At 41.3% G+C, this 17,776-nt stretch carries 10 protein-coding genes; 8 read left to right on the top strand and 2 right to left on the bottom strand.

Annotated elements, in window-relative coordinates:
• Positions 1–22 precede the first annotated feature (22 nt).
• Positions 23–1,249, top strand: coding sequence for a DUF5667 domain-containing protein (locus V5M37_RS25435; RefSeq protein WP_423799672.1), 1,227 nt, complete (start codon positions 23–25; stop codon positions 1,247–1,249).
• 331 nt (positions 1,250–1,580) lie between these two features.
• Here V5M37_RS25435 and secA read toward each other — a convergent pair whose 3' ends face one another.
• Positions 1,581–4,091 carry a preprotein translocase subunit SecA gene (gene secA, locus V5M37_RS25430; RefSeq protein WP_423799671.1) on the bottom strand — a complete coding sequence of 837 codons (2,511 nt, stop codon included), beginning with the start codon at positions 4,089–4,091 and terminating at the stop codon, positions 1,581–1,583.
• A 486-nt stretch (positions 4,092–4,577) separates the two neighbouring features.
• Here secA and V5M37_RS25425 point away from each other — a divergent pair, with 486 nt between their 5' ends.
• From V5M37_RS25425 to V5M37_RS25395, 7 genes are all read left to right on the top strand, one after another.
• Positions 4,578–5,981 (top strand): NapC/NirT family cytochrome c, encoded by a 1,404-nt coding sequence (locus V5M37_RS25425; protein ID WP_423799670.1) that lies wholly within the window; start codon positions 4,578–4,580, stop codon positions 5,979–5,981.
• Between the two features lie 27 nt (positions 5,982–6,008).
• Positions 6,009–7,169 (top strand): NapC/NirT family cytochrome c, encoded by a 1,161-nt coding sequence (locus tag V5M37_RS25420; RefSeq protein WP_423799669.1) that lies wholly within the window; start codon positions 6,009–6,011, stop codon positions 7,167–7,169.
• 29 nt (positions 7,170–7,198) lie between these two features.
• The gene (locus V5M37_RS25415; protein ID WP_423799668.1) at positions 7,199–7,894 is read left to right on the top strand and encodes a tetratricopeptide repeat protein; all 696 of its coding nucleotides are present in this window, start codon (positions 7,199–7,201) and stop codon (positions 7,892–7,894) included.
• Positions 7,895–7,913: 19 nt separating this feature from the next.
• Positions 7,914–8,882 carry a 6-bladed beta-propeller gene (locus tag V5M37_RS25410; RefSeq protein ID WP_423799667.1) on the top strand — a complete coding sequence of 323 codons (969 nt, stop codon included), beginning with the start codon at positions 7,914–7,916 and terminating at the stop codon, positions 8,880–8,882.
• Between the two features lie 120 nt (positions 8,883–9,002).
• Positions 9,003–10,901: a cytochrome c3 family protein gene (locus tag V5M37_RS25405; RefSeq protein WP_423799666.1), complete on the top strand. Its 1,899-nt coding sequence runs from the start codon at positions 9,003–9,005 to the stop codon at positions 10,899–10,901.
• A gap of 297 nt (positions 10,902–11,198) precedes the next feature.
• Positions 11,199–13,442 (top strand): multiheme c-type cytochrome, encoded by a 2,244-nt coding sequence (locus tag V5M37_RS25400; protein ID WP_423799665.1) that lies wholly within the window; start codon positions 11,199–11,201, stop codon positions 13,440–13,442.
• A gap of 357 nt (positions 13,443–13,799) precedes the next feature.
• Positions 13,800–15,749, top strand: a complete 1,950-nt coding sequence (locus tag V5M37_RS25395) for a hypothetical protein (RefSeq protein WP_423799664.1) — start codon at positions 13,800–13,802, stop codon at positions 15,747–15,749.
• Positions 15,750–15,849: 100 nt separating this feature from the next.
• Here V5M37_RS25395 and V5M37_RS25390 read toward each other — a convergent pair whose 3' ends face one another.
• On the bottom strand, positions 15,850–17,772 hold the full coding sequence (locus V5M37_RS25390) for an SEC-C metal-binding domain-containing protein (RefSeq protein WP_423799663.1): 1,923 nt from the start codon (positions 17,770–17,772) through the stop codon (positions 15,850–15,852).
• Between the last annotated feature and the right edge of the window lie 4 nt (positions 17,773–17,776).

Below are 17,776 nucleotides of genomic sequence, written 5' to 3'. Positions count from 1 at the left end.
TCACAAGGAGGCAATAAAAGACATGAAAAACAAGAAACTGACAAACATAGTAACTAGCGGTGTTCTGGCATCTTCACTTATTTTTTCAGTAGGAGCAGGGGCGGCCTTTGCTACTGGTAATGACACAGCGGAGGATTCTGCAGTAACAGGTACGACTACAGAACAGGTTACAGATCAAACAGCAACGACTACTGAAAACGCAACTGATGAAACCACTACTGAACAAGAAAGTAATGCAACAGAAACAACAACTTCCGAAGAAGCTGAAACTCCATCAGACGAAGCAACAGTAGAAGACACTGATGCTGACGAAACTGTGGCGGCCGATGATGAAGCAACTACAGAGGACCAAGCAAAAACAGAAGATGTTGAAAAAGCTGAAGCGCCATCATTGGTGCCTGGAGATTTCTTTTATTTTGTAAAAACCATCACTGAAAAAATCCGTCTTGCATTTACTTTTGACGATTATAAAGAAGCACAGCTATTGGCTCAATTTGCTGCAGAACGTATTGCTGAAGCAAACGCTTTGATTGCAGATGGTAAAACGGACGAAGCGGAGCAGGTATTGAAGGAAGCTGTCGCAACACAAGAGGATGCAGCACAACAACTTACAACTTCTGAAGAAGGCACAGATGCTGACACAGAAGCCGCTGATGTGGAGAAAGCGGATGATACTCAAACAGCTGAAGGTACAGTTGAAGGCAAACTGGCCAATAACATCGATGCACTACTAGCATCTCTTTCACATATTAAAAATCCCGTTGCACAGCAAGCACATATGAAAAACATTCAGAAGACTTTTGTAAAGCTTGAGAAGAAGTTTGCCAAGCTTGAAGAGAAAGATGCTGATTTTGCTGAACAAGTGCAGCAGATTGAAGAAAAAGTTTCCGACGATCAAACAGCAACCGTGAAAAAACATGGTAAAGCGCTAGGAAAGCAAAAGAAACAAGAGACCGAAACAGCAGTTGAAGAAACTACTCAAACTACAGACGAAGCTACAGCTGTGACAGAAGAAAGCAGCCAAGGCGAGGATACTGCAGTTCAAACTGAATCTGCTAATAAAGGGGCAGAGCACCAAGCTGCAGCTCAAGCAAAAGCCGCGGAAAAGCAAGCTCAAGCCGCTGCAAAAGCTGCTGAAAAACAAGCAGCAGCAGCACAAAGAGCTCAAGAAAAACAAGCCCAAGCAGCCCAAAAGCATGGTGCGGCCGCTAATAAAGCTGAACAAGCACATGGGAACGGAAAGAATTAAACCTAATAAATCTTGATTATAAGCATGATTTCGGTTAAACCGGGGTCATAAACACTGAGCCAGGGGGGAGCCCTGGCTCTTTTTGTCATTAAATTATGTTGTTAAACCAGAAGATTTTGTATAGTAAAGATAGGAAAATGTAATACAATCCAAATTATGTAAATTTACGTCGTGAGACCACGTGTTTTTGTCGTGAAGGTCTAAAATGATGTCGTGAACTTCCGAAACGATGTCGTTAAGCCCCTAATTTATGAAGTGAGGACTAATTCGAATGCTACAAAACCAAATAAAGAGCCGGCAATTCAATTGCCGACTCATCTATATACAAATATTATTTCCCTGCTCCATGGCAATTCTTATACTTTTTCCCGCTTCCGCAAGGACATGGGTCATTTCGCCCAACATTCTCCTTATTGACCTTCGGCTTCTTCTTAACTGTCTCGCCGTCTTCCTTCGGGTTTACAGCATGGCCCTGGGCAACCTCTTGGCGCTCAAGGTTATTGCGAATTTCCGCCTTCATGATGTACATGGCCGCTTCATCCTCAATCGACTCAACCATTGCCTCGAACATTGCAAGACCTTCATGCTGGTACTCGCGTAAAGGATCCGTTTGTCCGTAAGCACGCAAATGAATCCCTTGGCGTAGCTGGTCCATCGCATCGATATGGTCAATCCATTTTGAATCGACAGCACGCAATGTAACAACCTTTTCGAACTCACGCATTTGCTCAGAGGACAGAATCTGTTCTTTTTCCTCATAATGCTCTTTACATTTAGCAAAAATGAACTCGACTATCTCTTCCTGATCCTTGCCTCGAAGGTCATCAACTGTCACGTCGCCTTCCCCAAGCAGGTTTGCATGGGCAAAGTCCACAATTCCTTTAAGATTCCATTCTTCCTCATCTGCGTGTCCAGGCGCATTGACATCGACATGGCGCTGAATGGAGCGCAAAATCATATTCTGGACAATTTCACGTAAATTCTCGGATTCGAGCACCTCATCACGCTGCGTATAGATAATCTCGCGCTGCTGACGAAGCACATCGTCATATTGCAATAGCTGTTTACGGGCGTCAAAGTTGTTGCCCTCCACGCGTTTCTGCGCACTTTCCACAGCACGAGATACCATTTTACTTTGAATTGGCTGGGTATCATCCATTCCAAGCTTTTGCATCATTGCTTTCATATTGTCAGAACCGAAGCGGCGCATCAATTCATCTTCCATGGACAAGTAGAACTGAGTAATACCAGGGTCCCCTTGACGTCCGGAACGTCCGCGCAGCTGGTTATCAATACGTCGGCTCTCATGACGCTCAGTACCAATAACAGCAAGTCCGCCCAGCTCTTTAACGCCTTCTCCGAGTTTAATATCAGTACCACGGCCGGCCATGTTCGTCGCAATCGTGACAGCTCCAGCCTGACCTGCTTCCAAGATTATTTCCGCCTCACGTGCATGGTTTTTCGCATTCAAGACATTGTGGCGAACACCCTTTTTCAAAAGCAGCCGGGAAATCAGTTCAGACGTCTCAATTGCGACTGTACCCACAAGGACAGGCTGTCCCTTTTGATGGCGCTCGGCAATATCTTCGACAACGGCACGGAACTTGCCTTCCATTGATGCGTAAATTAAATCTGCACGGTCATCACGGGTAATAGGACGGTTTGTCGGAATGACGATAACGTTCATATTATAAATGTTGCGGAATTCTTCTTCTTCAGTTTTCGCTGTACCAGTCATACCAGATAATTTTTCATACATCCGGAAGTAGTTCTGGAATGTAATGGTTGCCATGGTCATACTTTCGTTTTGAATTTCGACGCCTTCCTTGGCTTCAATCGCCTGGTGCAAGCCTTCGCTGTAACGGCGGCCCTTCATCAAACGGCCAGTGAACTGGTCGACAATCACAATCTCACCGTCTTGGACGACGTAATCGACATCCAGGTGCATCGTTACAATCGCCTTTAGCGCTTGGTTAATGTGATGGTTCAAGGTCACATGAGAAATATCAAACAAGTTTTCAATGCCAAATGCCTTCTCTGATTTGCTGATACCTTCTTCGGTGAGCATAACAGCTTTTGTTTTTTCATCGTACGTATAATCAACGTCCTTCGCTAACGTACGAACAAACGCATTTGCCTGCATATAAAGAACTGTCGACTTCTGGGCAGAGCCTGAGATAATCAGCGGTGTCCGCGCCTCGTCAATCAAGATCGAGTCAACCTCGTCGATGACGGCAAAATAAAGCGGGCGCTGAACCTTTTGCTCTTTGTAAAGGACCATGTTATCGCGCAGGTAATCGAAGCCGAACTCGTTGTTCGTACCATACGTAATATCGCAGGCGTAAGCTGCTTGTTTTTCATCCTTATCCATGCTGTTTAAGTTCAAACCGACGGTCAGTCCTAAAAATTCATACAGCTGGCCCATCTCGGTTGCGTCACGGCTTGCCAGATATTCGTTGACTGTGACAACGTGCACGCCTTTTCCGGACAAGGCATTCAAGTAAACCGGCATTGTCGCCGTTAATGTTTTACCTTCACCGGTCTTCATTTCGGAAATATTACCCTCGTGGAGAGAAATACCCCCCATCAGCTGAACATGGTATGGATAAAGGCCAAGCACGCGGCGGGCACCCTCTCGGACAACCGCAAACGCCTCAACCAATAGGTCATCCAGCGTTTCGCCCTTTTGGTAGCGGGCCTTGAACTCTTCCGTTTTTTCACGCAGCTGCTCATCTGTTAAACGTTCTGTTTCTGAGGCAATCGCATCAATTTTTGCAGCCAGCTTGTCCAGCCGTTTCAGCTCACGTTTATTTAGGTCAAACACTTTATTTAAAATCCCCATATTTGATGAAACGCTCCTTTTATCTGAGACTCAAAAGCATTTTTAGAAAAAATGAATCCAATAAAAATCTCTAATTTTCCTATTTAATCTTACCATTTCCACTATGCAGGTGACAACAATGGAAGAAACACAGCAAAAATTCCCGGCTATACATCTTATTATCCACTTCAATTATGGCAAATCTGTGAAAAATGTATAGAACTTATGAGTTGCCTTTAAGAGTCTATGGTTATTTGTATATTTTTGAATATAGATGTATAAAAATTAGTTTTAATACAATTTTACAATCTGCGTATATTGTTAACTAAACCCCTATATTACAACGTTTGTGTGTTGTTTATTTGGAGAAATGTATCAATTCTGTGAATGTAAAAATATTCACAAATTGTACATTGGATTCTCCTTTTTAATGTAAGATACTACCTTTAGAGAGGTAGCAATGGAAAATAAATAGAGAACCAATCAAATATGGGAAGGGTGAGGAAAATGGCCTTTTGGGGGAAAAAGAAAAAAGAAACCGATCCCGATGCAAGAGAAGATAGAAAAAAGGTGGGCCTATTTCGCAGACTTTGGCAAAAAGTCAAAAACATAGATTGGAAGGACCCGGTCACAAGATGGAAAGTCATGTTCATTTCACTAATAGGGTTGATTGTAATTGGAGGCGGTAGCTATGGTGCACTGGCCATCACCAACTCGCCGGCGTTCTGCTCGAGCTGTCACGAAATGGCACCAGAATACTCAACCTTTACGGCCAGTGCTCACAATAATATCACGTGTGTCCAGTGCCATATCAAGCCGGGCACCATCAACATGCTGACTCACAAGGTTAAGTCGTTGAAAGAAGTTTACTATCACGTTACCGGGGTGCCGGAACAAATTGTCCAAACAGAAGATGAGGTTGTTTCGAACGAGAACTGTATGCAGTGTCACTCCAAAAACCGCCTTGTCACCGCTTCTGGTGACCTAAAGGTTAATCACAAAGGCCATATTGAAGAAGGAATCCCTTGTATCTCCTGCCATGCAGGTGTCGTTCACGCTAAAATGGCTGCCCGCGGTATAAATACTGAAGAAGTTCGCGGTGAGTATACGAAAGAAACAGCTGAAAAAATCATGGAAAAGAAATACTTGCGCCCGAACATGGGGACCTGTATCGATTGCCATGACAAAGTGAACAATGGCGAAAAGCCTTGGAAAGATGTGGCATACCTTGTTCCGCCGAATCCGGAGGAAGTTGAGAAGAAGATTGATGAAACTAAAAAAGAATCAGTCGGTGAAACTGCGAAGGAAACAACAGCAAAACCTGCAGAAGGAACTGCCGGAAGCGGAACGGCTGAAGAATTAGCAAAAGCCCATGAAGAAAAAACGCAGGAACTAATTTTACAAGCAATCGGTAAGCAGCAAAAAGACGTTAAAATCTCAATGTCCTGTGAAACTTGTCATAAAAAATTAAACATTCCTAAAACGCATAAAGCAGTTGATTGGAATCAGAACCACGGTACGACAGCCATTCAAAAGTTGGATCAATGTATGAACTGCCACCAGGATTCCAAGTGGATAAGAGAAATTCCGAAGGAAGACATCATTTCCTTGCTCAAAATGGGCAATGAAAAAGTAAAATACACGCCTAACGTTACTCTTGCAAAAGACCAGGCCCGCACCAATAAGTTTTGCGCTTCTTGCCACGCAGATCGTCCAGAAGGGCATGGTGAAAGCGACCAATGGCTGACCACTCACTCCAGCCAAGCAAAAACAGCAGATCAAAAGGCGGAATGTTTTGTCTGTCACGATCGTGAAAAACCAGCTGCAGACTCAACTAGTGCCAAGGCGCCTACAGATGTTTATTGTCAATATTGCCACAGAACAGGGTTTAAAGATGAAGTTAAAAATTGATCAATCTTAAAAATGGAGGGACGCATTATGGATGATGAAAGAGAAACACGAACGGCCCCTCCCCGTTTTCGATATAGAGGGTTTAAATTTTTGACGCTGGCATTGTTCTTTCTGGCCCTGTTCTTCTTTCTCGGATTTTCAGGGCTGAAGGCGTCCTCTAGCTCAAAGTTTTGCGCTTCCTGTCATGAGATGAAACCAGAATATTATACCTGGAAAGCTTCGACGCACAGCGAAGTCGAGTGTGCGAATTGCCATATTGGGTCAGGGGTCGAAAATGTAGCGAAGGATAAAGCCGAGGGGCTATTAAAGGTTTATAAAAAAGAAGCGAATACTTACACCGCACCAATTCAGATGCCAAAAGAGATTCCAAATTCAGCCTGCGAGTCATGCCATAATATGAAAACCCGTGAGGTAACCAGCTCAGGGGATATCATAATTCCGCACGATAAACACCTTGCGAAGGATATCAAGTGTACTCAGTGTCACAGCGGAGTGGCTCACGGAAAAATTGCGGAACGAAATGTGACGTTTAAATCTGATTACTCGAAGTGGGATACAGCACTGGGCAAACAGATGATGAGTGATGTGAAGTTTACCAGTCCTAAGATGGAAACGTGTATGGAATGTCATGAACTTCGTAACGTCTCCAATGCATGTGAGACATGCCATAATACTGGAATGGAACCTAAATCGCACAAGAAAGCTGATTTCAAAACAAAAAATCATGGCACTTTAGCAAAAAAGGATATTAAAAGCTGCAATAAATGCCATGGACTTATGTCCGAAACAGAAGTAGAAGGTATAAAAGAGGTTCCGGCTTCACAGCAATTTTTAAGTAATGGAGCGACCAAATCAAAACAAGTGTCTGCTCAGGACTATGCAAAAGAAAACACATTTTGCCAAAACTGTCATACGACGAAACCGGAAACTCACGTAAAAGGATTCGTCAATATACATGGTGCAATAGCAAAGGATAGCAAGGAAAAATGTCTTGCCTGCCACGATTACCAAAAAAACGGTTTCAATGATAGTAAGACTATTGCATGCAGCAGCTGTCATCCGGCCATGCATGATGGGAAAAACTATAAGGAACGCCATCCAATTGACCTTACAGGGGTTACAGCACCGACTGAACAGTGCTATACCTGTCACAACAAGCCGAAATGTACATCTTGCCATAAAGAATAATAGTAATTAACCAGATTAGGAGGGCGAACATGGAAGCGAAATTACAGCCTAATGCCCAGGAACCTACGAGAAGTACCCAAAAAGAAAAAAAAATTAAAACCGATCGTTTTAAATGGTGGCAATCCCTTATTCTCCTTGTGGGAACCCTTGCAATATGTTTATCTGCAGGCTATTACATTAGTGAAAAATATTTGTGGAACCAGAAGGATGACGAAATTGCCAAACAATTAACCTATAATAAAACGCTTGTAGAGCAAAAACCAAATGATCCGAGCCTCAGGGTTCAGCTTGGCTATACCTACTTCTTAAAGGGGGATAATGACAACGCCCTTAAGGAATATAAAACAGCAAAAAACTTGGATAAAAATTATTATGCTGCTTATTTGAATTTGGCGATTGTATATGATCAAGAGAATAGAAATGACGATGCACTGCAAATGGCCACAAAGGCAGCAAAACTGGCACCGCAGGACTATAAAAGTCTTCTACTAAAAGCTAGAAGCTATAGAAAGCTAAAAATGTATAAAGAAGCAACAGCGGCATTGGAACAAGCAAATCGTTTCAAACCGGGCAATACAGATGTTATTTATGAGACTGGCTTAGTAGCCGAAGACCAAGGAAAGCTAAAAGAGGCAGAGGATATCTACAAAGAATCACTTTCTTACGACCCTACCTTTAAACCAGCAATCAAAGCATTGGATCGCATAAAGTCTAAAAACAAATAATGAAGGAGATGGAAATGCCATGAAAAAGAAGACCACCTATATATGGATGGGATCCATAGTGGCACTTAGCATCGTGCTGTTTGCCGTCATCTACTTTTTCCATCTTCAGGATGACGCAATAAAAGTAGCAGATAATTTGAAGACTGGAGGGCAGCCAACATTGAGTTACTATATCCAAGGGGATTTGAATGATCCTCTTGAGAAACCGATGGATGTAACAAAAGTTGGAGAATTCGTATATGTGACTGACACAAATCACAAACAGGTTCAAGTTTTTGATAGGTCTGGCACGCCAGTTTTTAAATTCGGCAAGGAAGGCACTGATAAAGGACAATTTAAATTTCCTTACGGCATTGCCGGGGATAAGGACGGAAACATCTATGTGGCAGACCTATACAATGCCAACATATCCATCTTTAATGAAAAGGGGAAATTCATCAAATACTTTGAAGTGGCAGATAAAGCAGATCAATTAAAAGGTCCAGGAGGTTTACGGATATATAACAATCAGCTTTATGTAACTGATATTCCAAATAATAGAGTTGTAGTTTTTGATTTACAAGGCAAAAAAATGCTTGAGATCACTACTGCAACAGGAAAAGAAGACCTTCTCAATGCGCCGAATGCAGTGACCGTTGACGATGACAAAAATATATATGTCTCCGATACAGGAAAGCAACGACTGGTTGTCTATGATAAAACTGGAAAATATAAGCGCACTATCAATGGCTCAGCAGACAATAAGGGCAGCTCCAAGTTCGTTAATCCACGAGGAATTGGGGTAGCTTCAAACGGCACGCTGTTAATGGTCGATAACATGACCCATTATGTTTATGGCTTTGACAAGGATGGAAAGCAAGTTTTCCAATTTGGCGGAATTGGAAGCGACAAAAATCAATTTTACCTTCCTAACGGATTATTCGTGGATGACAAAGGCGAAGTGTTAATTACGGATACCGTAAACGCCAGGGTAGGCTTTTATTACTAAAATACTTATTGCATTTAAGGAGGTGATGCCTTAAATAGAGGAAAAGGTCAGGTTTTCAGATTAATAGAGAGAGAAATAAGAAAAAGAGAAAGAAGCAAGAAAACAGGGAGGTTTTCTGGAATGAGTAAGTTTAAACTCAGCTTCTCACTAGTCTTAACGATTATACTAGTGGGAATACTCAGCACTTCTGTATTTGCTAGAGGCGCCTATTGGGGCAGCTTAACTGGCGACAACAGCGGATGGTCTTTTAAATTTATCAACACTAGCGATGAAGCTAAAGATTTTACTGTAAAAGTTTATTCAAACGAAGATGGATATACCAATGCGTTGTATACATCTCCTGAAAAAACAGCAGTAGCTCCTCACCCAGAACCAACTGGCGCTGCGAGCGAATATGTAACAATTACTGTTACACCGGATAATGTTAATTTCCAACTTGGTGTCATTTACAAATTTGTCCTTGTTGATGTAACAGGTGACAATGAACTAGCTACTGAAACAAAATACGGTGTCACAACTGTAAATGATACTAATAAGAAATTGTATAACGTAGCTGATGACCCTGGAATGGTAGACGTTGACGGATCAGGACTTGTAAACGCCAACCATACCGGCGTACCGGGAGCTGCCAGCAAAGGCGGCAATAAGCACGGTTTCTACCAAAACAACACAAACTCTTGCGCTGCTTGTCACCAGACCCACACCGGCGCTGATGAATTATTATTATTTAAAGACGGCGTTTACAGTACATGTTCTGCCTGCCACGATGGTACAACAGGTGCATATAATGCATTTGCAACATCCACTGCAGAAACTACAAAAGAAATCGCTGGTACTTTCAACATTAAAACCGATTCTGCACACAATGGTTCACTTCACCAATCAGACGGCTCAATTAACGTAAGTGCTGCTCCTGGTGGAGGCAAATCAAACACTGCAGTTTGGGGTAATGAATTTAACTGTGCAAGCTGCCACGCACCGCACGGAGCAGGTTCTACAATGGAAAACAACTTGAACATGGACCCGTTAGGCTGGGGCGGAGTTGAGTACAAAGCATTAGCAGCAGGTAAAACTCTTGATGGTGCTACTGATGCTGAAAAGGATGCATTAAATGGTAAATTATTCAAGGATCTTACTATCATCGATTTGGATACAAATCCAGCTGGATTAGCATCATTCATTAAGCCATACGTAGTTGCTAAGAAAACTGTAGCAGCTGCTGATCTTTCTGCTACTGATAAAACAAAAGAAGGTTATATGTATTCTCGTGCAGGTGTTCAGTTAGGTCAAAAGGTTATCCAAACTTACAGATGGACTGGCAAAGCTTATGTTAAAGACTTCTCTCTATGGTTAAGAGGATCTAGCCGTGAAGCTGCTAATACAGTCTTAACTGGTGCTCCTGCTACTGGTCTGACAATTGTTTGGAGAGATGGTTTTGCATTTGGTGCTGCCGCATCTGTTGATTCAGTTACTAAAGCACAAATCTCTTTGGGTATTGATGTTGAAACTACAACAAACATTAGATCACTATTTGATAGTGGTTATGCAAATTATATTTATGACAGTGGTACAGAAATGAGTAAATACTGTGCATCTTGTCACACTGACTATTTGTCTACCGTACGTGCTAACCTAACTGGTACTTATACTCAAGCACACCGTCACACAACTGGAAAGGACAACTTAACTTGCGTACGCTGCCACTACGGTCACGGTTCTGATGCTACTATCATGAAAGACGCCAACGATGAATCTTATTTTGAAGGCGATCATAAAGGTGATTTAAACTATTATGTTGATCCAAACCCATCTTCTGCATTAAAACGTTACACTGGTATGTCAGTATGTTACGCTTGCCATGGCGGCGGAGGCCAGTTCATAAATAACCCTGCCAATGAAGCAATTGATGGACCTACTAGTGCAATTTATGGTTCTCATGCGGTTGTTAATGATGCCGGAGTTCAATATGATGACGGTGAAGCTCCATTAAAAGCAGGTCAACCAGGTACTAGAGAATAAAAAAAGCCAACAAATAGCGCCACTACTTGTTAGCTTTTGAAAAAGTATATTTTAATTCCCGCAAAGAGCAGGGCAGCAATTTTTGTTGCCTTGCTTTCATTTTATTATCCTATATCGGACACAAAATTGTCAAATTCTTTGACAAAATATCGTCAATAAATTGCTTTATTTCTGCCCCAATTTCCACCTATCTTCACTGCTATAATAGATGTGTAATCCTTGTATATAACTCTACAACCTACATTAAATACATAAATCCATAAATAAGCGAGATGATATCTGGTGAAAGTCTTCCCCTTGTATAATAAATCCTATATTTATATTTTCTTGATTGTTTTGCTTTTGGGAACTACGATTCTGTCGTTTCCGTCCATCGATGCATTTTCTGCCAGTGATCCAGTCATCACAATAGAGTCTCCTTCCCAGAATGAGGTGCTTTCTACTAAAGATGTTGTGATTTCAGGCACATATATTTCTGAGTTTCCAAGGTCCGAGTTGTTATTTACAGCTTCTGAGGATGGAGTCGAAATTGTAGATTCTAATTGGCAGATAGATGAAACAAATCACAAATGGACCTTTTCAACATCCGCCTTATCAGAAGGAGTTCATTCCATTCTCATTAAAATGGAAGAATCATCACAAACATCTAGTCCTGCGACGGCATCTATCGATTTTACGATAAAAATGCCAACTGTCTCTGTAAAACCTGCTATTTCCATAACAACACCATCACCATCTGAAGTTTTTGATTCAACAAATATTTTAATCTCAGGAACCTATACTGCTGATGAACCAAAAACTGATTTATTGTTTACCCTATCAGAAAATGGCAAGAAGATTTCCGATTCGTCCACTAATGCAGGCGATTGGACGATTAATGAATCCAGTTCGCCAAAACAGTGGTCTTTTTCAACAAAGACATTGCCGGAAGGTACTCATACTGTTTCGGTGGAAATTACCGATAAAGTAACAGGTGAAGTGGCTAGTGCCACAACTTCCTTTATCGTGGCTTTAACTAGACCATACATCGGCGATACAAAAATTATCTTCCCAGACAATTCGGAAAAAAAGTCCGAAGATTTAACCAGCGTTCCGCTTAATGCGAAAATCAAGATAACTGTTGTTGACGACCAAAGAATGGATCAGCTTAAAAGCAAAATTGATACTGGAAGCTATAACCCTATAAAAGTAATATTGGGCTCGGATTCTATTAATGGAACGACTCAAATCGGTGAGCCAGTTTTAAATAATAATAAATACTATTACGATATCACCTTTACTCCTGCTGCTGGTGAATTAAAAATTAACAGGACATATCTGGTGTACCTAGATCCCGAACTTGTTGATGATTTGGACAATCCGGTATTTACGAAATTTTTTAAAATTACAACCAAGACAAATGCCGATTGGGATGATATTGACAAGCAGAGTCACGCATCGTCCAATCCTCATGGACATTACAAGTTGAATACAAATATGTGTGCTTCCTGTCATAGTACACATACGGATTCACCATATGACAATCTGGATGGAAAAAGTAAAATCACGCCTTCCAGGGATGGTGGTTCCTATCTTATTGATTTTAATGAAAAGTTAAATGGTAAAGATTCACAAAACTACTGTATGGCCTGTCATGACGGTACTACGAATGCACCGCTAATTGACGGAATAACAAGTAAGTACCATCATGATAATCCGGTTGAGTATTCATCAACTGGAAAGGACAATTTAAAGGAAGCAACATCATGCACAAGTTGTCATAACCCTCATGCGGAATGGTCAGAGGAAAACCCGAATTTGTTAAAGGACCATTATGTCTATAAACATAATTCGGAAGATCAAGAGAAAATGGGAGCCACCCCATTAACGGTGGACAGTTTGGATACATCTTGTGAAACTTGTCATGATAATACGATAAATTTTGCTGGAATACCTGCGGATAAAGGAATGTATGAGCTATTAAAATATAACAAGTCTTTAACTGCATTAGGCACTGAAACAACTAAATTTAATCAACCTACAGATTTTGATGTTCCTAACAAAACGATTTCAGATTATTCCTTATGCCTAAGGTGCCATAATCTTGATAAGAAAAAACAAAATAAGGTTAGTTCAGATATCGAATCCTTTTATCTTGACGCCAATTCCGGCCATAATTTTAGCCTTTCGGTGAATGCAACTACTCAAAGAGATGGCAGCCAATTAAATGGCCCAATCCCATGTGCGGAATGCCATGAAACACATGGATCGAACAATCTGTATAATTTGCGGGAAATATTGGGTAATAATCCAACAGTAACTGATAAATATAGAACTTCAGGGACGTCATGGAATGCGGTAAATGAACGGGAGTTCTGTACCAAATGCCATAATGGGTCAACTGAAATTTACGGTATAAAGGGCAAGGCGATTTATGATGATGCAGGTCAGGCCATTAATTCAATTGTTGGCCATAATAAAAATGATATTGATCAGGCATGTTCCAAATGCCATAGCACCAATAACTCATTTATCGAGGCCGCCCATGCACCTAAGAAGTAGCCGTAAAAAACGAGAGGGAAATTTCCTCTCGTTTTTGTGCGTTTGGGAAAGAAAATAATATTAGCATCTTTAAAATGGGTATAAATACCCACAAAAGGATACTCGTATAAGCAAAAAGGCTCAATGTCGATATTTTTGCAGGATTATATTTACATTGAGACTTTCTCATTACCGTGTGTTTTTCTGTTATTAAATTCATTGTATTATCCAAAATTAGTGAATTAGATCTACTAGTTTTAGATCTTTTTTAATCAATAAAACAAAAGGGGGGATAGGATGGGAACTGCCATTTGGTTTAAAGAAAAGTAAATAGAGAAGAGAGACAAAACATGTCTCACAAAATGGGGGAGTTTTAAGATGAGTCGTAAATCGATTGGTATCAGCGTGGTGTTCATTGCTGCTATATTGATGCTAAGCACATTTTATGTTTCCGCTTTAAGTAATAATTTTTCGAATTACAAGCCTTCCAGTAATGGTACGACTACCGTTTCAAATCCGGATATATCTACCTATGTAAAAAGTGCAAATGATTTGGATGATCAAAGCTTGAGCATGAAAATAAACGGCACTCAGGTAAATGCACAATTTTCGTACAAAGTCGAACGCAAGGAAGGGACCATTTTCTATAAAGCATCCGATTTAAAGGATGGAACCAACACCGTTGAAGTCAGCATCAATGACAATGCAGGGAACACTCTTAACGATTCCTGGTCCTTTATCGTAAAGGAAGCGCCTAAGTTCAGCAATCTCAGTCCTGTAGATAAAAGTGAACAGGCTAGTTTGAGTCAATTATCTGCAACAATAAAGGATAATACAACAGTTGATTGGAGTTCAGTAAAGCTCAAATTAAATAATAGTTATGTGAGCAGTGTTTCCATAAATATTAACCCCGAAACTGGTACTGTAACATATAATAAAAATTTTGCCAGCGGCAGTTACACTGCGGCTCTGGAAGCAAAAGATATTAACGGTAATTTAAGCACGAAAACATGGAGCTTTATTGTTGATAACACAGCACCAATCCTTGATTATTTTAGTGGCTTAACCAATGGGGCCACCCTCACTAACAGCACATTGAATATTTCAGCGAGATTAAAGGATTTAACGGAAATTAAGGACAATGTGAGTTTAATGTTGGATGGAACGCCGGTAATTTTTGACTTTAAATATGAAGGATATCAGGATTATAGTGATTATGTTGTTACATCCAAGAAAACAGCTTATATTACGTATACTGGGACAATTCGCAATGGTGAACATACTCTGTCATTATATGCTGAAGATAAATGGGGCAACAGCATGACCCGAAACTGGAAGTTTACCGTTGCAGTCAAACCTGTGGTTTCAGATGCAACGCCATTTAAATACGGAGTAGATAATTTAAAGCCTGCTATTTCTGCGGTAGTAACATCGCCCAACGGGTCAGTTAATGCCGATTCAATCGTAGTGAAATTGGACGGACAACCTGTAGGCTTCCAATATGATGCAGTTTCTGGCTTAGTAAGTTACACTCCTTCCGAAAATTTGGAGAATGAAGCATATCATACTGTTTACGTTTCAGCGACTGACCTTTCCGGTATATCTATCACAAAAGAGTGGAAATTCTATACCAATACCTACCCGGATATGAAGGATTCAAATATTTCCAACTGTACTTCCTGTCACCAGGCCAATAGCTTTGAGGGAAGCAATGGTGATTTGGAAAATGTCCATAGCAAAAAGCTATATTTTAACGGAACACATTCCAACAATCGTTGCGACAACTGTCACAATTATATTTCCGTCCCGGCAAATTGCAGTCAGTGTCATGAAGATCCTGATGGGACATTTGCTTACGCGCCACACGGATCAACACCATCAATCAAATATCAGCCAACCAATGTAGATCCTACGACGCCATTAAGGGTAACGGAGAATCGCGAAACGAATGATTGTATCCTCTGCCACCAGCCTGGTTCACAGGTTAAAGGCTATACAGGATATCAGTCGACACCTACAAGACTTCTTAACAATCATGATCTTCCGGAACTTCATAAGGCAAATAATGAACCGGATTGTACAGGATGTCACGCAAAATCACTAACGCACGAACATGCCCGCGATGGCAGACAAGATGCAAATGGCAACCCAATCACTTGCAATACTTGTCACCAAAGTACGAATCCAGCAGTGGTGCAAGCGATTAAAGATAAAAATACATCTTGTACATCCTGCCACTCTAGGGATACTGTCCATAAGGACATCCATTCGAAGTGTGCAAACTGTCACTCAAAGGGCAGCTATGAAGATTCACGGCATGTAAATTAATTCACAATCGCAAAAATAGATAAAGGGGCTTTCCAGAAAGTCATATTATTTGGCTTTCTGGTAGCCCCTTTTTAGACTTCCTTTGATTTTAACTTCTTTATCATATCTTTTTCAACCATTCCTTAAGCCCTTCAACCTTCCCCCACAAATGCAAATGCATCGCCACATACACAATAGCTTCGTTCTCATCCCCGAAACCGTAATATTCAGGCGTTTGATTTGGCAGCTTCTTTTTGCCGGTTAGGTAATATAACACAAACCTATTACTTTTTTTTGCCTGTTTCACTAATGTTTTTGCTTTTACGGTATAGCCGTTTACAAGCAGCTCTAGCAAAAGCCTATTGTAGATAGTTTCTGTTGTTTCCTCATCAAATTTTTCCAACAGTTCCTCGGCCTTTTCAAATTCTTCTTTTTCCATGTAAGCCACAAACAAGGAAGTACGGACACCCTGATTATCCATTGGGTTCAACCTGAGCAGTTCCTCATAATGCTGGATAGCCTCATCTTTTTTCCCTAGCAGAAAGATTGTCTCGGCATAATTGAACTTTGCCCGCATGTACGGTCTTGTTTCAATCAGCCCCCAAAAGTAACCTTCGTTTTCTTTAAAAAACTCTTTGCCGAGATGCTTTTCGCCAACCTGCATGCCATGCCAATACAATTCCGCAGATTCTTCGGGCTTTTGTGCAATATCACCAAGTAAAACAAAGGCATCTACACAATACGGATTAATATTGATTGCTTCTTGAATGAGGTGGAGAACTTTAACCCCATCTGCACGCAAGGCCTCAAAAACTAATTCCTGAGCACGGTCTTCATTTCGTCTTGAAACCTTCTTGGGCAATTTGTCAGGAATATTTATCGTAAAGGTGGAAGCTTTACTTGGGTTTCCTCTACGCACCTTTTCATCTTTTCCTTTCGGAAACTCAATGACCTCCGCCTCTTCGAACTTTGGTTCCTCGTCACCCCCGTACACAATATTCATCATTTCGCTTATTTCTTGGCTTAGGACATTTTCCATGTCCGATGAGATGGTGGAAATGGACCTAGCGGACACGCTGTATATCTGCCCAAGCTCCTTTTGTGTAAATACTTTTTCCAGCATCGGCATCATTTTTTGCATTAAATAATGCAGCCCGGCGGCATATAGATTCGGATTCTGAATCCGCTTTTTTCGCTTTTGGCAATAACTAAACCAAAGGACAATCCCTGCGTCCACAACTGGCGCAGGCGTGTCGAAAGCTTCTGCTTGTGCTTTGAAAAGGTCGGCAACTTCCTTGTAAACCGGGGCGGGCCATTCGATGTCATCCGTTTCGATTAGGCCGCCAACCATCGGCAGTTCGCTCAAAACTTCAATGAAAAAATCATCCAAATACTGTTGTGGGGACGGATAGTCGGCGGCGATACTGCTATCCTCGATATAAGAAAAAGCAACCTCAGGTTTTAAATCCGGCAAATCAAATGGCGCTGGGAAAAACGCAAAGTTTTGTCCAAATGGTACCAACATACCCAAAAAGAGAGCGCCTTTCTCAAAATCAGCCGGCGTACCTGTAATAATTGTCTCAAGCTGTTCCCCCGTAAAGCCATCCTCCACTGTCAGCTTGTTATTTTCAACTTTTAAGACTTTCCCGGCAATCGTTCGACCATTCGTCCATGTTTGAAAAATTTGCTTCAGCTTCGGCCGTTTAATTTTTCCAGCTTCGGCCGCAATAAATTTCTCAATAACTTTTTTTCCGTCATCCAATTCTTCAAAAAGGGAAAACCAGATGGCATGAACCACTTCATAGAATTCCCGTTCTTCTTCGTCCTCTAGCTCGAGGCTGCTATACTCCACGAACATTTCAAAATCATCTTCGATTTCTGCGCCAAAATAATTGAACGCAAAATGAATCATTTGCTTCTGCAGCTCGTCGGCTTCACTTTCAAGTAAATGGGTGATGGACACAGCTTCACTTGCGCCGCAGCATTTTTTATACTTTTTGCCGCTCCCGCAAGGACAAGGCTCATTCCGGCTTGGTTTCTCCATCTCG

This window comes from Neobacillus sp. SAB-20_R2A, assembly GCF_049568635.1.
Lineage (GTDB): Bacteria > Bacillota > Bacilli > Bacillales > Cytobacillaceae > Neobacillus > Neobacillus citreus.
Note: the sequence above shows the minus strand (reverse complement) of the source record. Positions and strands in the feature narration are given on the sequence as shown.

Coding starts and splice junctions, on each gene's coding strand:
- V5M37_RS25435 (WP_423799672.1), top strand. CDS start 23: ATGAAAAACAAGAAACTGACAAACATAGTAACTAGCGGTGTTCTGGCA.
- secA (WP_423799671.1), bottom strand. CDS start 4,091: ATGGGGATTTTAAATAAAGTGTTTGACCTAAATAAACGTGAGCTGAAA.
- V5M37_RS25425 (WP_423799670.1), top strand. CDS start 4,578: ATGGCCTTTTGGGGGAAAAAGAAAAAAGAAACCGATCCCGATGCAAGA.
- V5M37_RS25420 (WP_423799669.1), top strand. CDS start 6,009: ATGGATGATGAAAGAGAAACACGAACGGCCCCTCCCCGTTTTCGATAT.
- V5M37_RS25415 (WP_423799668.1), top strand. CDS start 7,199: ATGGAAGCGAAATTACAGCCTAATGCCCAGGAACCTACGAGAAGTACC.
- V5M37_RS25410 (WP_423799667.1), top strand. CDS start 7,914: ATGAAAAAGAAGACCACCTATATATGGATGGGATCCATAGTGGCACTT.
- V5M37_RS25405 (WP_423799666.1), top strand. CDS start 9,003: ATGAGTAAGTTTAAACTCAGCTTCTCACTAGTCTTAACGATTATACTA.
- V5M37_RS25395 (WP_423799664.1), top strand. CDS start 13,800: ATGAGTCGTAAATCGATTGGTATCAGCGTGGTGTTCATTGCTGCTATA.
- V5M37_RS25390 (WP_423799663.1), bottom strand. CDS start 17,772: ATGGAGAAACCAAGCCGGAATGAGCCTTGTCCTTGCGGGAGCGGCAAA.